19 protein-coding genes are annotated in these 16,325 nt (G+C 66.9%); 14 read left to right on the top strand and 5 right to left on the bottom strand.

What is annotated here, in order from left to right; translation table 11 throughout:
- Positions 1 to 331: 331 nt before the first annotated feature.
- A complete protein-coding gene (locus FCK90_RS03905; RefSeq protein ID WP_158032987.1) occupies positions 332 to 1,927 on the bottom strand; it encodes a recombinase family protein in 1,596 nt (531 codons plus the stop codon).
- 69 nt (positions 1,928 to 1,996) lie between these two features.
- Positions 1,997 to 3,058 carry a hypothetical protein gene (locus tag FCK90_RS03900; protein WP_158032986.1) on the bottom strand — a complete coding sequence of 354 codons (1,062 nt, stop codon included), beginning with the start codon at positions 3,056 to 3,058 and terminating at the stop codon, positions 1,997 to 1,999.
- 225 nt (positions 3,059 to 3,283) lie between these two features.
- Here FCK90_RS03900 and FCK90_RS03895 point away from each other — a divergent pair, with 225 nt between their 5' ends.
- The 10 genes from FCK90_RS03895 to FCK90_RS03850 all read left to right on the top strand — a co-directional run bounded on the left by FCK90_RS03895 (position 3,284) and on the right by FCK90_RS03850 (position 10,921).
- Positions 3,284 to 4,471 (top strand): MFS transporter, encoded by a 1,188-nt coding sequence (locus FCK90_RS03895; protein WP_246179963.1) that lies wholly within the window; start codon positions 3,284 to 3,286, stop codon positions 4,469 to 4,471.
- A 203-nt stretch (positions 4,472 to 4,674) separates the two neighbouring features.
- Complete coding sequence (locus FCK90_RS03890; RefSeq protein WP_158032985.1) at positions 4,675 to 5,028, top strand: VOC family protein; 354 nt, start codon at positions 4,675 to 4,677, stop codon at positions 5,026 to 5,028.
- A gap of 11 nt (positions 5,029 to 5,039) precedes the next feature.
- Positions 5,040 to 5,387, top strand: a complete 348-nt coding sequence (locus tag FCK90_RS03885) for an ArsR/SmtB family transcription factor (RefSeq protein WP_158032984.1) — start codon at positions 5,040 to 5,042, stop codon at positions 5,385 to 5,387.
- Complete coding sequence (locus FCK90_RS03880) at positions 5,374 to 5,826, top strand: SRPBCC family protein (RefSeq protein ID WP_158032983.1); 453 nt, start codon at positions 5,374 to 5,376, stop codon at positions 5,824 to 5,826. Before FCK90_RS03885 ends, FCK90_RS03880 begins: the two co-directional genes overlap by 14 nt.
- A 56-nt stretch (positions 5,827 to 5,882) precedes the next feature.
- Positions 5,883 to 6,302, top strand: coding sequence for a DUF3052 domain-containing protein (locus FCK90_RS03875; RefSeq protein ID WP_246179962.1), 420 nt, complete (start codon positions 5,883 to 5,885; stop codon positions 6,300 to 6,302).
- Positions 6,303 to 6,414: 112 nt separating this feature from the next.
- Positions 6,415 to 7,290 carry an ATP-binding cassette domain-containing protein gene (locus FCK90_RS03870; RefSeq protein WP_181954183.1) on the top strand — a complete coding sequence of 292 codons (876 nt, stop codon included), beginning with the start codon at positions 6,415 to 6,417 and terminating at the stop codon, positions 7,288 to 7,290.
- Positions 7,287 to 8,099 (top strand): ABC transporter permease, encoded by an 813-nt coding sequence (locus tag FCK90_RS03865; protein WP_158032981.1) that lies wholly within the window; start codon positions 7,287 to 7,289, stop codon positions 8,097 to 8,099. The genes FCK90_RS03870 and FCK90_RS03865 overlap by 4 nt, the downstream gene beginning before the upstream one ends.
- Positions 8,100 to 8,126: 27 nt before the next feature.
- Positions 8,127 to 9,767 carry an IS21 family transposase gene (gene istA / locus FCK90_RS03860; RefSeq protein ID WP_158032980.1) on the top strand — a complete coding sequence of 547 codons (1,641 nt, stop codon included), beginning with the start codon at positions 8,127 to 8,129 and terminating at the stop codon, positions 9,765 to 9,767.
- 10 nt (positions 9,768 to 9,777) lie between these two features.
- The gene (gene istB, locus FCK90_RS03855; protein WP_158032979.1) at positions 9,778 to 10,557 is read left to right on the top strand and encodes an IS21-like element helper ATPase IstB; all 780 of its coding nucleotides are present in this window, start codon (positions 9,778 to 9,780) and stop codon (positions 10,555 to 10,557) included.
- A 157-nt stretch (positions 10,558 to 10,714) separates the two neighbouring features.
- Positions 10,715 to 10,921, top strand: a complete 207-nt coding sequence (locus FCK90_RS03850) for a hypothetical protein (RefSeq protein WP_158032978.1) — start codon at positions 10,715 to 10,717, stop codon at positions 10,919 to 10,921.
- Between the two features lie 95 nt (positions 10,922 to 11,016).
- On the opposite strand, the gene FCK90_RS03845 is transcribed toward FCK90_RS03850, so the two are convergent.
- Complete coding sequence (locus FCK90_RS03845; RefSeq protein WP_158032977.1) at positions 11,017 to 11,922, bottom strand: DMT family transporter; 906 nt, start codon at positions 11,920 to 11,922, stop codon at positions 11,017 to 11,019.
- A 253-nt stretch (positions 11,923 to 12,175) separates the two neighbouring features.
- Between FCK90_RS03845 and FCK90_RS15665 the strand changes: the two genes are divergently transcribed.
- The 3 genes from FCK90_RS15665 to holA all read left to right on the top strand — a co-directional run bounded on the left by FCK90_RS15665 (position 12,176) and on the right by holA (position 14,505).
- Positions 12,176 to 12,517 carry a hypothetical protein gene (locus FCK90_RS15665; RefSeq protein WP_246179961.1) on the top strand — a complete coding sequence of 114 codons (342 nt, stop codon included), beginning with the start codon at positions 12,176 to 12,178 and terminating at the stop codon, positions 12,515 to 12,517.
- A gap of 2 nt (positions 12,518 to 12,519) precedes the next feature.
- Positions 12,520 to 13,407, top strand: a complete 888-nt coding sequence (locus FCK90_RS03840) for an RCC1 domain-containing protein (RefSeq protein ID WP_246179960.1) — start codon at positions 12,520 to 12,522, stop codon at positions 13,405 to 13,407.
- A gap of 90 nt (positions 13,408 to 13,497) precedes the next feature.
- Positions 13,498 to 14,505, top strand: a complete 1,008-nt coding sequence (holA, locus tag FCK90_RS03835; RefSeq protein WP_158032975.1) for a DNA polymerase III subunit delta — start codon at positions 13,498 to 13,500, stop codon at positions 14,503 to 14,505.
- 143 nt (positions 14,506 to 14,648) lie between these two features.
- On the opposite strand, the gene rpsT is transcribed toward holA, so the two are convergent.
- Both rpsT and FCK90_RS03825 read right to left on the bottom strand, forming a co-directional pair.
- Positions 14,649 to 14,912 carry a 30S ribosomal protein S20 gene (gene rpsT / locus FCK90_RS03830; protein WP_158032974.1) on the bottom strand — a complete coding sequence of 88 codons (264 nt, stop codon included), beginning with the start codon at positions 14,910 to 14,912 and terminating at the stop codon, positions 14,649 to 14,651.
- Between the two features lie 167 nt (positions 14,913 to 15,079).
- Positions 15,080 to 15,664 (bottom strand): type II toxin-antitoxin system PemK/MazF family toxin, encoded by a 585-nt coding sequence (locus FCK90_RS03825; protein ID WP_246179959.1) that lies wholly within the window; start codon positions 15,662 to 15,664, stop codon positions 15,080 to 15,082.
- A gap of 71 nt (positions 15,665 to 15,735) precedes the next feature.
- On the opposite strand from FCK90_RS03825, the gene FCK90_RS03820 reads away from it, so the two are divergent.
- A complete protein-coding gene (locus FCK90_RS03820) occupies positions 15,736 to 16,305 on the top strand; it encodes a MarR family winged helix-turn-helix transcriptional regulator (protein ID WP_181954182.1) in 570 nt (189 codons plus the stop codon).
- Positions 16,306 to 16,325: the final 20 nt, after the last annotated feature.

The raw sequence follows: 16,325 nt of genomic DNA, 5'->3' as shown, positions 1-16,325 counted from the left end.
TTCACGGTGGTGCCGAATCGGCACGCCCGTGGGTAGCGTCACTGTGTGGCTCGTGCTGGCCGTTCTCCCTGTGGATAAGTCCACATATAGTACCTCAACTTCGCCCGAACTACTAGATGTTGTGGTCACTCGGTCGTACCTGACCTCCATGACGACTCGACAGCACACCACCACGACCGAACCACCCACGCCAGGCGATGCCTCCGAGCCGCTGGGGGCGCTCCTGGCGCGGCGTAGCCGGGAGGCGCAGGGTCTGCCGCCCGTGATCGCCGACCCTCGAATACGCCAGCGACTGCGCGGTTTGTGCGGGCTGCCGAGACCGTCCGAGGGGTCAGGCGTGCCAGATGAACTCGACTCTGCGGGCCAGTAGATCGTTGCGGTGCGCCCGCAACCTGGCCCGGTACGACTCTTTGGTGTCGCCTCGGCGCTTGGGCACGACGGCGGGCACGCCTGTGGGGTGGGCGTGGATGAGCACCGTGTCCAGCACCAGCCGCGTCGCCTCATGTTGCCAGGTCGCGCTCCTGCCCTCCCACTCGGACGCGACCGTGCTCACGTCAAGGCTCACGTCTACGACGGGGATGCGGGCCAGGCGCTGCTGGTAGTCGTGCTGCCGAGTACGGATGCGCTCGATGAGCCGGGTGCGCTGCCGCATCCAGGTGGCCCGGTCGATGATCCCGTCGTAGTGGTCGTCATCGAGGCGTTCCAGCGCTTCTCGGTCAGACTCCAGCCCCTCCGCCAAGGCTTCGCGTTCCCCGTCCGTCTCGGCGGTACGTGACGGCATCTGTTCCGGAGCCAACGCGATCCGCGAGAACACACTCAGCACCGCCTCCTCGATCAGGGCCGTGACCTCGCGGGCGTTGATGGAGCGGGAGCAGATCGAGCGCTGGTAGTTCACGCAGATGTACTGCGGGCCTTGCTTGCGCATCGCCGTACCGCAGTTCGCGCACCGAATCAGCCCGGAGAACGGGTGCACCCGCTTCACGGTGCCCGGCCAGGTCGTCCGCCGCGCCCGGCGTGCGTCGAGCACGTCCACGACCTCCTGCCACCGCTCCGCATCAAGGATCGCAGACCAGTTGCCCTCAGTCACCACCTCCGGCACCTCAGCACTCCTGCCATCCGGCAACGTGGGGCGATAGATGCGCACCCCTTTGGTCGCCGGGTTGCGCAGCACCTGAGCCAGCGCCTTTTCCGACCACTGCACACCGTTGCCGGTGCGCTCTCCGCGCTCGTTCCATGTCCGCGTGATGACATACAGGCTCTCACCCGCAAGCACGCGGTCGGCAGCCTCGCGGATCAGGGCGGCGTGCTCGGGGATCACGTACAGGGTGGAGTCGCCCATCCGGTAGCCGTAGGGGGCGCGGCCACCGTGCCACTTGCCGTCGATGGCCTGCTGCTTCGACGCCCTGGCGACACGGCGGGCGGTGTCCGCGCTGGACTTGTTCGCCATCGCCACCAGCACCCGCGCCATCGCGATATCCGAGTCGTTGTCTAAGCGCAGGCTCCCGGTGGTCGAAAGCACCCGGAACCCGTAGAGCACCTTGGCGTCGATCAGGTCTTCCAGATCGCGGGGGTCGCGCACGGCGCGGTCGAGGTCGTAGGCGATCATCGCCTCCGCACCGCGACGAGCCAGGAACGACAGCAGGGCACGGAACCTGGGGCGGACGACGCGGCGGACTTTCTCCCCGGTGGGGAGAGTGATGGTGCGCTGCTTGAACGCCGAGGTGTCGTTCTCTCTGAACACCTCCACCACTTCGTAGCCGAGGGATTCGGCGTAGGCGCGGCAGTCGGCCTCCTGTCGCTCCACCCCTTTCTCCAAGCCCTCGGGGTCGTCACTGATACGGACGTACAGCACCGCCCGCGTCGGCTGAGCGGCAGTGCTCGGGCTGGCGGCTGGTGTGGTCGTGCGGGTCGGGGTCGCGGGAGTCATCGCGGGTACCTCTTTCGTCTCTACAAGACGCAGGTACGTTTACAACCCCACGGCACCCCGTTCGGAGGGTCAGTCAATCGTCCAGCTCTCACTGTCCCTATCGCGCACCCACCGGATGCCGGGTCCTGCCGTGACGGGATCATCTTGCAGCCAGAACGTCGCATCCGGATCCCATCCCGCGATAACCGTGGCGAGGCCGTCATCCACAGGTAGGGCGCGTCCTGCGAGCTCGAGGTACGCCGCCGCGGTGAGATGTACGCCCTCGGCCTGACCCGCGATGGCGCTCCAGTCGGGGATGACCCAGCGGCTGTCGATGCCCGTGGTGCGATACCAGTCGTGACGGCGCGAGGCAGTCACCTCGATCGGATGCGCCCGGCATAGATCTACCCAATCCCCGGCAGTACGGATCTCGATGACCTGCTCGGGCGCGGACGACGGCGTGACCGTCGCTGCGTCCCAGCCGAAGTCGTCTTCGACCAGGTCGAATGCCTCGGGAATCCGCCCGGCTGTGGAGCGCCGTGAGACGACCGGCGCCGACCACCAGGGACCGGAGTAGGCCGCACTCGGGTCGCGCGGCCGATCGCGCTGCGATCGCTCTTCCTCGGCGCGGATCCCCATGGCCCACGTGTCGAGGTCTGGGCGTTCGGCGGGTGCCGGATATCCGGGGTTCTCCCAGTCGATGAGCCACTGATCGGGGCGGCTACTGGCGTACCACCAGCCGAGCTCCGACATCGTCGAGACGTGCAGTGCGAGCGGCCAGAGGACCGCTCGCACGTCGGGATGGGCGGCGAGCACATCCTCACCGTCGGGATCCTGCCAGTACCGCGCCGCGCCGACTGCGGCGGAGAACGCCGCGTGCACGATGCCCTCCGCCAGCGCCTCCGCGTGAAGGCAGTCGATCGCTGAGACAAGGACCGGGATAGACGGCGTCGGGCCCGGGTGCGCATCGCCGACACCGTGGCCGAATTGCGCGGTCATGCTGATCCTCGAAGTGCCGGCGTCCGGGTCGAGCTCGAACCCTAGGCGCGAGATCAATGATCCCGCCTCCGAGGACAGCGACCGGGCCAGCTCCAGGCAGAGTCTCCGCCCGCGCGGTCCGTCGAGCATGCGCCCAGCCTCCCCCTGCTCCATGCCTCCAGTATCTCAGGTGGCCGAGATCGGGTACCTGACGCGCTGCAGCAGCTGGCTTGTGGCACCTGATCGCTGAGGGATAACGGCCGGGGCCCTCGCGCCGGTGTAGCCTGGCACCACTGGAAGTAAAAACGTGCGTCACGCCGGAGGCGATGATCCTCGACGGGCGCACGAGCACACGCGGAACGAACGGGCCGTCACTTCTTCATTGAGAAGGAGTGACCGTTGATTCGTCGTTCGAGCTACCAGTCCGGGGCTGAGCAAACGCCTCAATCGCTGAAGGAAGCATGGATCGCCCTGGCTGGGTTGTCGGCCGTGTTCCTGTTCGAGATGCTCGACAATTCGATCCTCAACGTCGCCCTGCCCACCATCGGGCGGGAACTGCAGGCCTCGGCCACTGCCCTGCAATGGGTGACTGGCGTGTACTCCGTGGTGTTCGGCGGGCTGATGCTCGCGCTCAGCGCCGTCGCGGATCGGTTCGGACGACGCAATGTCATGCTGCTCGGACTCGTGCTGCTCGGATTGACGAGTCTCGCTACCGCTTTCGTGACGACGGCCGGACAACTCATCGCCGTTCGGGCGGCGATGGGCGTGGCAGCCGCCATGACCACTCCCGGTTCACTCGCCCTGGCGTTCCGACTCTTCGCCGACGATCGCCTCCGGGTCCGGGCGATGCCGGTGATCTCCACCGTGGGTCTCGTGGGGCTCGCTGTCGGCCCGATCGCAGGTGGCTTCGTCCTCGCCGTCGCACCGTGGCAGAGCCTCCTGCTGGTGAACGTGCCGATCGCCGCCGTCGCTTTCGCTGCCATCCGCATCGGCATCCCGGCCGACCGCCTGGATGAACTCCATCGCGATCCCGTCGACATCTGGGGAGCTGTGCTGGGAACGGCGGCCATCGCCTCCGCATTGATCGCTCCCGCCCTCTTCGTCGAAGCAGGCGCGGGGACCTGGTTCCCCTGGGCCTCCGTCGCTGTGACGATCGCCTTCGCAGCGGCATTCGCCTGGCGCGAGCACTCGTTCAGGTGTCCCCTCCTGGACCTGAGGCTGATCGCGAGCCCGCTCGTCTCCAGCGGGCTGGCGTTCAAGGCCTCCGCCAACCTCGCCGTTGCCGGCCTCGGCTACCTCGTCGCGCTTCAGCTGCAGCTCGACTGGGGCTGGACGCCCGCCCAGGCAGCCCTGGGCATGCTTCCGCAGGTCATCGTGCTCGTCGCCGGCGGAGCCCTCATCGGGGTCCTCGTCGGCAAGCTCGGACTCAATCGAGCGGCCTGGCTCAGCGCCTCTGCCGTCGTCGTCGGGCTGGCGGTATACGCACTGCTGGGACGATTCGGATACGTCTGGATCGCTTTCTCGCTCGCTCTCGTGGCGGCGGGGATGCGCGTTGTCGGTGTCGTCGCCGGGACCAACGTCATGTGAGGCGTTCCCGCCGACCGGACCACCGTCTGATTCCGTCGAGCTCACCTGACACCGTTTGTCGGTCTCGTTCGACACCATGCCTGGCGGCGACAAGATAGATGTCGATGAGCGGTGACACCACTGGTGGCTGGGGGTCGACCAGGAAGTCCAACGGGCGCAGCTCGGGCTTGACGCGTAGGCTTTCTCCTACGTAAAGTGTGGGCATGGCTATCAACACCGTGAAGACCGTGACCGTGTTCGTCTCCGACCAGGACCGCGCCCGCGACTTCTACGTCGACGCGCTCGGGCTGGAGGTGACGGCCGACCAGACCTTCGGCGAGAACCGTTGGCTTGAGGTCGGTGCCCAGAGCGGCACCACCCTGGTGCTGCACAAGCCGTTCCCCGGGATGAGCGCTGGCGGCGGGCAGGGCATTCTGTTCGCCAGCTCAGACCTGGACGCCGATGTCGAACGGTTGCAGGAAGCTGGTGTGGTCGTCGACGGTCCGAACGAGATGCCGTGGGGTCGGCAGGCCACCTTCTCGGACCCTGACGGCAACGGCTACATCCTGCAGGGCTGAGGTCGTCCAGTTTGCCTCGACGTCTCAAGAACGGCCCGCTGGACGAGGTGTTCGGCGCGCTCGCCAACCCCACTCGTCGGGACATCCTCGACGCGCTCCTCGGCGGTGACCACACCGCCGGGGAACTCGCCGGGAAGTTCGACATGGCTCGTCCGAGCGTCTCCGAACACCTCCGTGCATTGCGCGAGTCCGGACTCGTGGAGGAGCGCCAGGAGGGTCGTCACCGCTACTACCGCGTCACGGGCGAGCCGATGGTCGAGCTGATCGACTGGCTCACTCCCTACGAGCGCTTCTGGCGCAACCGGATGACCGCGCTCGGCGGTGTTCTCGACGAAATGGACGACGATGACCACGCATGAAGACCTGACCCGGATCGAAGTCGACCAGTACTTCCCGCACACGCCCTCTAAACTGTGGCGGGCCCTGACGACGCCGGAGCTGATGGCGCAGTGGCTCATGCCCAACGATTTCGAACCCGTCGTGGGTCACCGGTTCACCTTCTGGGCACGCCCCGTCGCGCAGACCGGATTCTCCGGACGGATCACGTGTGAGGTGCTCGACCTGCTGCCCCAGAAGATGCTTCGGATCAGCTGGGCAGACGCCCAACAGCCCGACTGGATGGCGACCACCGTCACCTGGACGCTGCAGCCCGAAGGGAAGGGCACCCGCCTGTTCCTCGAACACGCCGGCTTCGACCCCGACGACCCCACACAGCAACTCGCCCGGAAGTTCATGAACGGCGGCTGGCGCAGCCACGTCCTGCGCCGAATGAGCGAACTGCTCCAGCACCTCCACTGATCCACTTGACCCATCATCCTGCCCGTCCTCTGGGGGCAGAACCGAATCCACCAACTGTGGCTGGCACCGCCAGCGACAACACGACGAAAGGCCATGTCATGGCGCGCACGATCGCGGAGAAACTTCAGATCAAGCCCGGCACCGAGCTGCTGCTCGGCCCCTCCTCGCCCGACCAGCGAGCACTGCTCGATCCCCTCCCTGAACACGTCACCGTCGTCGACGGGATCGACCGCGACACCACCGGGGTCGCGGTGATGTTTGCCCAAAGCCGTGACGAACTGGAAACGCTGCTCGACGATGTGTTCCCGCTGCTGTCGACGCCGAAGGCCGTTTGGATCGGATACCCGAAGGGCAACAAGGCCGACATCAATCGCGACAGCATCTGGAAGCGCGCCGAGGAATCAGGCTGGACCCTCAACGGCAATATCTCGCTCTCCGACACCTGGTCGTCGGTCCGTCTCAAGCCCGCGAACTGACCGCGGGTACGCGAGCGGCGACATGACGACAGGACAGTCAACTCAGACTCCGAACACCGACGTCGCGGTCCAGGCGCTCGGCCTGCAGATCGAGTACCCGGAGCGCACCGTGATGAGGGACCTGAATCTGAGCGCTCCCGCGGGACGGGTCACAGCGGTCCTGGGACGCAACGGCGCTGGGAAAACCACCCTGGTGCGAGCAATCGCGACCCTCCAGCCCTACCGGGCCGGATCGCTCCGCGTTCTCGGGCACGAGGTGAAGGACGAAGCCCAGACGGTTCGGGGGATTGTCGGCCTGGCGGGACAGCACGCCGCCGTTGTCGCCGAGCTGACTGGCGTCGAGAACCTACGCATGGTTGCCCGCCTCTACGGTCTCTCACCGCGCGAGGCCCGCCAGGCCGCTGCAGGGGTGATCGACGGGTTCGCGTTGAGCGAGTTCGTCGACCGACGCGTTTCCACCTACTCCGGCGGTCAACGCCGCCGCCTCGACCTGGCCGCGACATTCGTGAACAGGCCATCGCTGTTGCTGCTCGACGAGCCGACCACCGGGCTGGACCCCCACAGCCGCAACAGCCTCTGGGAGACCATCCGATCCCTACCTCTGAACGGCACATCGGTGCTGCTGACCACCCAGTACTTGGAGGAGGCACAGCGTCTCGCTGACGAAGTGGTAATCATCGACGAGGGCCGCGTCATCCAGGCCGGAACTCCGAACCAACTTCGTCGCACGATGGCCAGCACCACGCTGAGTCTTGTCACCCACGCACCGCTGTCCAGCGACCAGGCCAAGGCGCTGGCGGAACGGCTGCGCGGCGAGATCCGCGACCTCGGAGACAACGAGCTGACGGTGACCGGCCAATTCGACCTCGACGCCGCGCATCGCGCGGTGACCGAGCAGGGGATCCTCGACATCACCGAGTTCTCCGTGTCGCCGCCGACGCTCGACGACGTCTTCCTCTCCATGACCGGAAGCGAGGCAAGCCCATGATCGCCACTATCCACACGACAGTGACCCCGATTCCGTCAGCGGGCCTAGCTGCCACCAGCGCCACGATCGGGTCGAAGACTCTGAAGGTGTTCCTTCGCGACCCGCAGGCCGTGTTCCCCACCCTGTTGCAGGGCGTTCTCTTCCTGCTCGTGTTCCGCTACGTCTTCGCCGGCGCAATCGATTCCGCTCCGCTGACATACGTCGACTACATGACGCCCGGCATCATCACCACCACACTGCTGTTCGGATCGTCCCAGGCCGCGGTCACCGTCGCCAAGGAACGCTCCGCCGGGTTCTCCGACCGCGTCCTGTCAATGCCGGTGGCTCGCGCCGGGATCACACTGGGACGGCTCGCCGCCCAGTCGACGATCGTGGTGGCCGCAGCACTCACCACCCTCCTCGCGGCCTTCGTCACCGGCTTCAGACCCCACGCAGGCGTATGCGAACTCGTCTTGGCGTTGGCGATGCTGGTGCTCTATTCGGTTGCGTTCGCCGCGCTGTTCCTCGCGCTCGGGTCAGCGGCCTCCAGCCCGGAGGCCGCCCAGGGGCTGGCGTTCATCGCGATTCCGCTCACCTTCATCTCCAGCGCGATCGTCCCCACCGCGTCGATGCCAGGCTGGCTGGCAGCGGTCGCCGACTTCCAGCCGCTCACTCCGATGATCGACGCACTGCGTGGCCTCACCCAGTCCGACCTGATCGGCGTCGACCAAACCTCGCTGATGGCCGCCCTCGCTTGGTCGGCCGGGATCCTGCTGGTTTCGGTGATCATGGCGGTCCGTCTCGCGTCGCGGACCAAGGCGCTCAACTAACCGCAACCCCCTGCGGACACCGACGTCATGGCGCGTGAAGCACGAACGTCCCGTGTCGACCTCTATGCAGCAATTCGACGTGATGCCAAGGAGGGCCTGTCGAAACGGGCACTGCAACGCAAGCACGGAGTCGGGTACCGCACAGTAGCGGCAGCCTTGGCCTCGGCATGGCCCAAGGAGCCCAAGCCGCCACCGAAGAGGGGGTCGCGGCTCGACCCCTACCGGTCAGTGATCGACGGCTGGCTCCGCGATGACCTGGACGCGCCGAGGAAGCAGCGACATACCGCAAAGCGCATCTTCGACCGGCTCCTCGACGAGCACGACGCCATTGGAGTGGTGTCGTACGGGATGGTGCGTGACTACGTCGCGACCCGTCGCCGCGAGATCCGTATCGAAACCGGGCGGGAGCCCGTCACCACGTTCATCCCGCAGACCCACCTGCCCGGCCGCGAGGGCGAGGTTGACTTCGGCGAGGTCGTCGTACGGCTGCGCGGAAAGCTGGTGACCTGCACGCTGTTCAGCCTGCGACTGTCCTACTCTGGGAAGGCCGTCCACAGGATCAGCGCCTCGGCCGGGCAGGAGGCGTTCTTCGAAGGCCACGTACACGCCTTCCGTGTCCTGGGCGGGGTGCCGACCGGGAAGATCCGTTACGACAACCTGAAGGCCGCCGTCGCGTCCGTGATCGGGTTCTCCCGTCAGCGGGTCGAGGCGGATCGGTGGACCGCGTTCCGCTCCCACTACGGGATCGAGGCGTTCTACTGCCAGCCAGGGATCACCGGCGCGCACGAGAAGGGCGGCGTCGAGGGCGACATCGGCTGGTTTCGCCGCAACCACCTCGTCCCCATCCCAGAAGCCGACTCCATCGAGCAGCTCAACGCCATGCTCGACGCCTGGGACCGCAGCGACGAGCAACGCAGGATCGCCTCACGCGCGCACACCATCGGCGAGCACTTCGCAGCCGAGCAACCACTCCTCGCTGCGCTCCCGACCGAGCCGTTCGAGACCGGCCGATGGTTCACCCCGCGGGTCGACAGGTTCGCTCAGGTGAGCGTCCGGATGAACAAGTACTCCGCGCCAGCCCGCTACGTCGGTCGCCAAATCAGGGTCCTGCTACATGCCAGCGAGCTGGTCGTCTACGACGGCCACAAGGAGGTGGCGCGCCACGAGCGGCTGATGACCAAGGGCGGTGTCCAGCTCGACCTGGACCACTACCTCGAGGTCCTCCTCCGCAAACCCGGAGCGCTCCCCGGAGCCACCGCCCTCGAGCAAGCCCGGAAGACCGGCCGGTTCACCCCAATACATGACGAGTGGTGGGCCGCGGCCTGCAAGACCCATGGCGATGCCGAGGGCACCCGCGCCCTGATCGAGGTCCTGCTCCTGCACCGACACCTCGCGCACGAGCATGTCGTCGCCGGGCTAACCGCCGCCCTGCGAGCCGGTGGGCACACAGCCGACGTCGTCGCGCTCGAAGCGCGTAAGGCCGAAGACCAAACCCGCGACAACAGCGGCGCGCCCGACTCCGCGGTCTCCCCTCGAAGCGACCCCACCGTGATCGCCTCGCTCACCGAACGGCGACTACGCAAGCCCTTGCCCGTCGATACCCGCCCGCCGCCGACCGTCGACCAGTACGACCAGCTGCTACGACGCCGATCTCGCGCCCAGGAATGAAGGAGCCCCCATGACCCGCCGCCGAGGCATGACTGAAGAAGCCGCCGATGCTTCCATCGACCAGGCGTGCCGCATGCTGCGGCTGCCGACCATCCGACAAGGCTTTGCCGACGGCGCAGACCGGGCGGCGGCCGAGCAGATGTCCTACCGCGGGTTCCTCGCAGAGCACCTCCTGGCCGAGTGCGACGACCGGGCTCTCCGCCGCTCCGAGCGACGGATCAAGGCCGCGAAGTTCCCCCGAGAGAAGTCCCTGCGGGCCTTTGAGTTCGACGCCAACCCCAACATCGACCCCGCCACCATCCACACCCTCGCCAAGTGCGACTGGGTCAAGAAGGGCCAACCCCTGTGCCTCATCGGCGACTCCGGTACCGGCAAGTCCCACCTGCTCATCGCACTCGGCACCGAGGCCGCCATGGCCGGCTATCGGGTCAAGTACACCCTCGCCACGAAGCTCGCCAACGAGCTCGTCGAGGCCGCCGACGAGCAGACCCTGTCGAAAACAATCGCCCGCTACGGACGCGTCGACCTGCTATGCGTCGACGAGCTCGGCTACATGCAGCTCGACCGACGAGGTGCCGAACTATTGTTCCAGGTCCTCACCGAACGCGAGGAGAAGGCATCTGTCGCGATCGCGTCCAACGAGTCCTTCTCCGGGTGGACCAAGACGTTCACCGAACCGCGGCTCTGCGCCGCCATCGTCGACCGCCTCACCTTCGGCGGCACCATCATCGAAACCGGGACAGACTCCTACCGACTCGCCCACACCAACCGGCGACTCGCCCAGCAGTAACACGGGTCGCGAAGTGGTGTCGAACGAAGCCGACACTCCTACCCCATTCGGTGCCCAGGTGGTGTCGAGCGAGACCGACAAACGGTGTCAGGCGAAACCGTCATAGCCAACCGTCGGAGCGGCGCTGGCCGATACTGCGGGGGAGTTCGCAACTGCCGTGGGTATCGCACTCAGCGGCACCTTCCTGGCCGCCATCTTCACGGGCCATCTCACGTCCGCGGTATGGACGGCCGATCAGACCGCCGAATTCCGGCTCGCGGTCACCTGGGGCGGAATCGCGCTGACAGCGCTTGCGGCGGGACTCGTCGCTTTCGGCATGTTCCGGGCCCGGGCGCAGAACGAGCCGCACTCTGAAACGGCCTGAGCGTCGGTTACCTCGGGGGTAGCTCGGCAAACGATGCCCTCACGCGGTCGTCGTGGTTCCAGCCTCCGTGACCAATCGGTCTCTATGGCGATGAATCATGGAGTCTTGCGGAAAGCGTTGATATTGGTGTGGAAGACTCCTAGCAGCACCATGATTCCCCCGATGCCCTGCGCGAGCGTAAGGGATTGGCCGAGGGTGACCGAGATCAGCACGGTGAACACGGTGATCAGGTTGAGGAAGACACCGGCGCGCGCGGGCGGGATCTTCGTCAGAGCGATATTCCAGAGGACGAACGATGCGACCGACGGGAAGAGTCCGATGAAGATCAGCGACCAGACAAGGCCCGGATCAGCGGGGATGTGCGGGCCATGGGTGACAAGCACGAACGGAGCCGTGCTGATGACGACGGTGAGGCACTGCACGGCGGTTGCGGTAACCGGCGGGAGGCCAGTCTTTCGCCGGCCGATGATCGTGTAAATCGTCCAAGTCGTGATCGCGGCGACCATGAGTACGTCACCGCTGCCGAAGCCGTGCGCGATGAGCGTGGCGGGTTGTCCGTTGCTGAGTATCCAGAGCACCCCGGCCAGGGCGCCGGCGATGCCGCCGATTGCGATAGGAGTGAGTCGCTGCCGGAGGAAGATCGCGGCGGCAATGCTGATGAGCGCAGGATTGAAGGCGTTGATGAGCGACGCATTGACCGGCGTGGTGTGTTCCAGCGCGGAGTACAGCAGGAAGTTGTAGGCCAGCGGTCCGAAGAGCGCGGGCAGGATCATATGCGGCCAGGCGCGGAGCACGGATCGCCAGTCCGGGCGTTCGAGGAAGTGCGCGAGCAGCAGCAGCGGCACGAGCGCGATCGCCCAGCGAAGGGCAGTCAGATCCAGCGGTGAGATGGCGGCGACAGCCGCCCCTCCGATGACATAGTTACCTGCCCAGAACAGGGTCGCCGCCAGCAGCGCGAGCACGCCGAAAAGCGTGCCGTGCCGAACGTCGGTGTCGGTCATCGGGCCGATGCTCCCAATGCGGTCACGTCAGTGTTAGAGCCGCACACGACATGGGCAGGCGTGATCATGCGAGGGTCCTTTCGTTATCGGCAACAGAGACACCCTAGTGCGCTGAATGCGCCGTCCGGGTAAGACGCCCGAGCAGGTCAGACCCGGCTTCGACGCGAACCCGGAGAGACCAGCGGGAGAAATGTTCGATTCCGGGAACGAGAATCGGTGTCCCCTCTGCCGGTTGTCTCCATACTTGAAAAGTATGGAGATCACTCCCGATACTGCTTTTGCGGCCGCGCAGATCATCGCAGTGCTGCTCGTCGCCACCATGCTCGATCCTTGGGCGAAGAACAGCGCCCGTGCCGGAAAGCACGGAGCCTCCCGGTGGAGGCGGATCGGGGCGATGGTCACGTATTTCGCAAAGGTCATCACCGTCATCGTCCTGCTGTTCGACATGCAGATCGTGCTTTTCGCCAGCGAATGGCACGGCACACGCGGAATGCTGCTGGCTCTGGGGAACTACTTCGCGGTGGTGGCGTGCGCACTGTCCATCCTGCTCGCCGTCCTCGCCCATATCGGTGCATTCGAGGAATCAGCGGAATAGCCGTGGAGGCAGGAGCACGAGGACGCCGGTCGGTGCTGGCCGCTGGAAGGCGCCACTCGGCCGCCGTGCGCCGTGACGGCACGGTGGCGGCGGTTGGCGACGGCCGTGCCGGTGAATGCGATGTCGATCATTGGACGGATGTCCTCGCCGTTGCGGCCGGCAACGTCCACACCGCGACGAACACCGGCAGATCGCACACCGTCGGCTTACGGTCGGACGGCACGGTTCTGGCCACCGGATGGAACGGCGATCACCAGTGCGACGTCGGAGCATGGCACGACGTCACGGCTGTGGCAGCGGGCTGGCGACGAACACTCGGCCTGCTCGCCAACGGCTCCGTGCTTGCAACCGGGCGTATTACCGAAGGTGCCTGCGATGTCCAGGACTGGAGGGAGATCGTGGCAATATCCTGCGGCGACTGGCACTCCGTCGGCTTGCGTGGCGACGGCACAGCGTTGGCGGTCGGAAACAACCGCCGAGGACAAAGCGCCCTCGAGAGCTGGCACGGCCTGACCGCGATCGCCGCCGGTGCTGTGCACACCGTCGGGCTGAGATCCGATGGACGGGTCATCGCCACCGGCGCCTGGTCCAGCAGAGCGACCGGGGTCGATCAGTGGCGGGACGTGGTGGCTTTGGACGCCGGCAGCTACCACACCGTAGCCGTCCAGGCATCAGGCCGGGTGCTGGCAGCGGGCGACAACAGCCACGGACAGTGCGACGTCGAAGCGTGGACGGATATCGTCGCGGTGGCTGCGGGATCCGCCCACACCCTCGGGTTGCGCGCTGACGGCACCGTCGTGAGCACCGGGAACAGCGCCGACGGCAGACGAGACGTCGCATCCTGGTCGGGACTCCGCCGACCCGGCACAGATCACCCCGGATCGGACTGAGCACCAGGAAACCGGCCGCTCCGGATACAGCCTCGTCCGCCTCCCGCGGACCTTCTCCCGGCTGTCGGTCCCGTATGGGATTCTTGGACCATGCCACCACGCAAGCGCCCCGCTCCCGCCGACCCCGGAACCAGCTGGCGCGAGGTCGAGCCCTCGCCGCTGATCCTGCTCACCGGCAAGGAGAGCTACCTGGCCGCCCGTGCGGTCGACCGGATCCGGCGCCTGGTCAAGGAAGCGAACGGGGGAGTCGAGTTCACCCGGATCGACGCTGCGACCTACGGCGCGGGCCAGCTCGGCGTGGTGGCCAGCCCTTCGCTCTTCGACGATGCCAAGGTCATCGTGGTCGAGGACCTGGCGCAGATGAACGAAGACCTGCTCGCGGACGCGCTGGCCTACGTCCAGCAGCCGGACCCCGACGTCGTCGTGGTCTTCTCCCACAGCGGGGGGACCCGCGGCAAGAAACTGCTGGACGCCTTGAAGGCCGCGGCCGTGGTGGTCGACTGCTCGCCCCTCAAGAACGACCGGGACAAAGTGGATTTCGTCCGGCACGAGTTCCGCGTCCACGGGCGCGGCATCGATCCCGACGCCGCCCGAGCCCTGACGGAGGCCGTCGGCACCTCGACGGCGGAACTGGCCTCCGCCTGCGCCCAGCTCCTGTCCGACGGACCCGAGCACATCACCTATGACGAGGTGGAGACCTACTACGGCGGCAGGGTGGAAGCCACCGCCTTCAAGGTCGCCGATGCCGCCCTGGCGGGGCGGCCGGAAGCCGCTCTCAAACTGTGGCGCCATGCGCTCGACACGGGCACCGACCCCGTGCCCATGGTGGCGGCCCTGGCGGCCAAGGTGCGTCTGACGGCCGCCGTCCACGGCGCACGCGGGTCCGCTCATCAGCTCGCGGGGCAGGTGGGTGGCGCGCCCTGGCAGATCGAACGCGCGCAGAAGGAGGCCCGCCGTTTCGACCAGGCCGACCTGGTGGCCGCTCTGCGCGCCCTGGCGGATGCCGATGCCCAGGTCAAGGGGGAGTCTCGGGATGCCGCCTACGCCGTGGAGCGGGCCATCACCACGATCGCGCTCTCTGGCAGGCGCGCGATCTAAGCGCCTGAGTACAGCGCCTGAGTACCGGGCCTGAGTACTGGGCCTGAGTGCTGGGACAGCCCCGGCCGAATGTGCACCGGATATACGTCAGGGCCGCGCATCCCTGCGGATGCGCGGCCCTGACGTACGAGTCAGCTGGTGACTCAGGCCATGTCGTTGACCCGGGCAGCCAGACCGGACTTCTTGTTGGCGGCGTTGTTCTTGTGCAGAACGCCCTTGGTCACGGCCTTGTCGTACTTGCGGGAGACCTCGCGCAGCGCGGTGGCAGCCGCATCCTTGTCGCCGGCGGCGATCGCGGAGTCGAGGCGACGCACGTAGGTCTTCAGCTCGGACTTGTAGGCGTTGTTGCGCAGACGAGCCTTCTCGTTGGTCAGAATGCGCTTCTTCTGGGACTTGATATTTGCCACAGATACTCCTTTGACGTGAGCGTTGATCGGTCAGTGAGGGCAAACGGACGGTTTCGCCGACTGAGACGTGAGAGTGGGGATGCTCGCTGGCGCCCTATCCGCAGTGCCCGGCGATCAGCGCGGACACACAGCGAAAAAGCTTAGCAGAAACCTGCTCTCGCGGGTGCTCAGCGCCGGTCGAGTCGTGCGAGCACTGCGTTAAATCGATCACGCTCAAGGACAGCGCCCTCCCGCCGTACGTCTCGTTCCCGGACCTGCACCACCCGGTCCACTCGCACCTCGGACGGGCGACGACGCGAGTCCCAGTCGCCCGTGCCGATGTCCACGTAGGCGTCATCGTGCGCGTCGGCGTTGGCGTGGTCCTTGGAGGTCAGCATCAAGGCCAGGAGATAGGCGCCGTTGCGTCCGACGATGAGCACCGGGCGGTCCTTCCCCCGCGAGTGGTCCTCCTGGTACGGCACCCAGGTCCACACGATCTCCCCGGGATCGGCCCTGCCGTCGGGGTGGGGATCGTAGACGGCGTCCACGGGTCCCGTGTAGTCCCCGGGGTAGGCCTGGGCCGGCGTGGAGCCTGCGGACGGGGTGCTCGACGGTGAGCCGGCGGGTTCGGCCGTGGTGCTGGTCGCCGTCGGACGGCCTCCACCAGGGGCCTTCCCTCGCGGGTTCCGGCCGGCGGTTCGTACTTGCTGCTTCTTGGCTTGCCGGTAGGCCGAGAAGGCCGCGCGGAACAGCCGGGTGAAGTTGGCGTTCATGCCGTTCATTCAATCATCGCCCGGCTCGGGGGCATGGGATGCTCCCCGCTCCGCCCGATTATGATCGGGGGATGACCGACTCGCGTGAGCCCAGACCCGTGGCCGAGGTGCGTGACCAGGAGCCTCCTGCTGCCGGGGTGAGAGGGCAGCGCAAGCCGCGCGGTCGTGGTCATGATCTGATGCTGATCCTGCAGAACTTCACCATCGAATCGAGCCGGTACGCCGACACGGCCAGGAAGGCCTACGGGCTGGCGCACAGCGATGTCAACGCCTTGACCGAGGTGATGCAGGGCCAGCGACGGGGTGCTCCCCTGAGGGCCGGGGACGTGGCCCGTCGCCTGGTGATCAGCGCGTCCGCGGCCACCGCGGTGATCGATCGCCTGGCCAACCGGGGACATCTGGAGCGGCAATCGGACACCGGGGACCGCCGGGAGGTCCTCCTGGGCGCCACCCCCAGTGCGGCTGCCACGGGACGCGCCATGTTCACCCCCATGGTCGACGAGCTGCTGCGGGAGTTCGAATCCTGGGACGACGCCGAACTCGACGTGCTGCGCCGCAGGATCCCCGAGCTGACCGCCGCCATCCAGCGAGCCCAGCGGGTGACCCCTCCCGCCCCGGACCTGGGAGACGACGCGACCTGATCCGCAGCGGCCGGCCCGGC

Origin of the sequence: Kocuria coralli (assembly GCF_008831305.1) — a bacterium.
Taxonomy (GTDB): domain Bacteria; phylum Actinomycetota; class Actinomycetes; order Actinomycetales; family Micrococcaceae; genus Kocuria; species Kocuria coralli.
This window is presented reverse-complemented; position numbering and strand designations above follow the sequence as displayed.

Bases quoted from the DNA above. Each gene is read 5' to 3' on its own strand.
- FCK90_RS03905 (WP_158032987.1), bottom strand. From the start codon at position 1,927: ATGACTCCCGCGACCCCGACCCGCACGACCACACCAGCCGCCAGCCCG.
- FCK90_RS03900 (WP_158032986.1), bottom strand. From the start codon at position 3,058: ATGGAGCAGGGGGAGGCTGGGCGCATGCTCGACGGACCGCGCGGGCGG.
- FCK90_RS03890 (WP_158032985.1), top strand. From the start codon at position 4,675: ATGGCTATCAACACCGTGAAGACCGTGACCGTGTTCGTCTCCGACCAG.
- FCK90_RS03880 (WP_158032983.1), top strand. From the start codon at position 5,374: ATGACCACGCATGAAGACCTGACCCGGATCGAAGTCGACCAGTACTTC.
- FCK90_RS03870 (WP_181954183.1), top strand. From the start codon at position 6,415: ATGAGGGACCTGAATCTGAGCGCTCCCGCGGGACGGGTCACAGCGGTC.
- FCK90_RS03865 (WP_158032981.1), top strand. From the start codon at position 7,287: ATGATCGCCACTATCCACACGACAGTGACCCCGATTCCGTCAGCGGGC.
- istA (WP_158032980.1), top strand. From the start codon at position 8,127: ATGGCGCGTGAAGCACGAACGTCCCGTGTCGACCTCTATGCAGCAATT.
- istB (WP_158032979.1), top strand. From the start codon at position 9,778: ATGACCCGCCGCCGAGGCATGACTGAAGAAGCCGCCGATGCTTCCATC.
- FCK90_RS03845 (WP_158032977.1), bottom strand. From the start codon at position 11,922: ATGACCGACACCGACGTTCGGCACGGCACGCTTTTCGGCGTGCTCGCG.
- FCK90_RS15665 (WP_246179961.1), top strand. From the start codon at position 12,176: ATGGAGATCACTCCCGATACTGCTTTTGCGGCCGCGCAGATCATCGCA.
- holA (WP_158032975.1), top strand. From the start codon at position 13,498: ATGCCACCACGCAAGCGCCCCGCTCCCGCCGACCCCGGAACCAGCTGG.
- FCK90_RS03825 (WP_246179959.1), bottom strand. From the start codon at position 15,664: ATGAACGCCAACTTCACCCGGCTGTTCCGCGCGGCCTTCTCGGCCTAC.
- FCK90_RS03820 (WP_181954182.1), top strand. From the start codon at position 15,736: ATGACCGACTCGCGTGAGCCCAGACCCGTGGCCGAGGTGCGTGACCAG.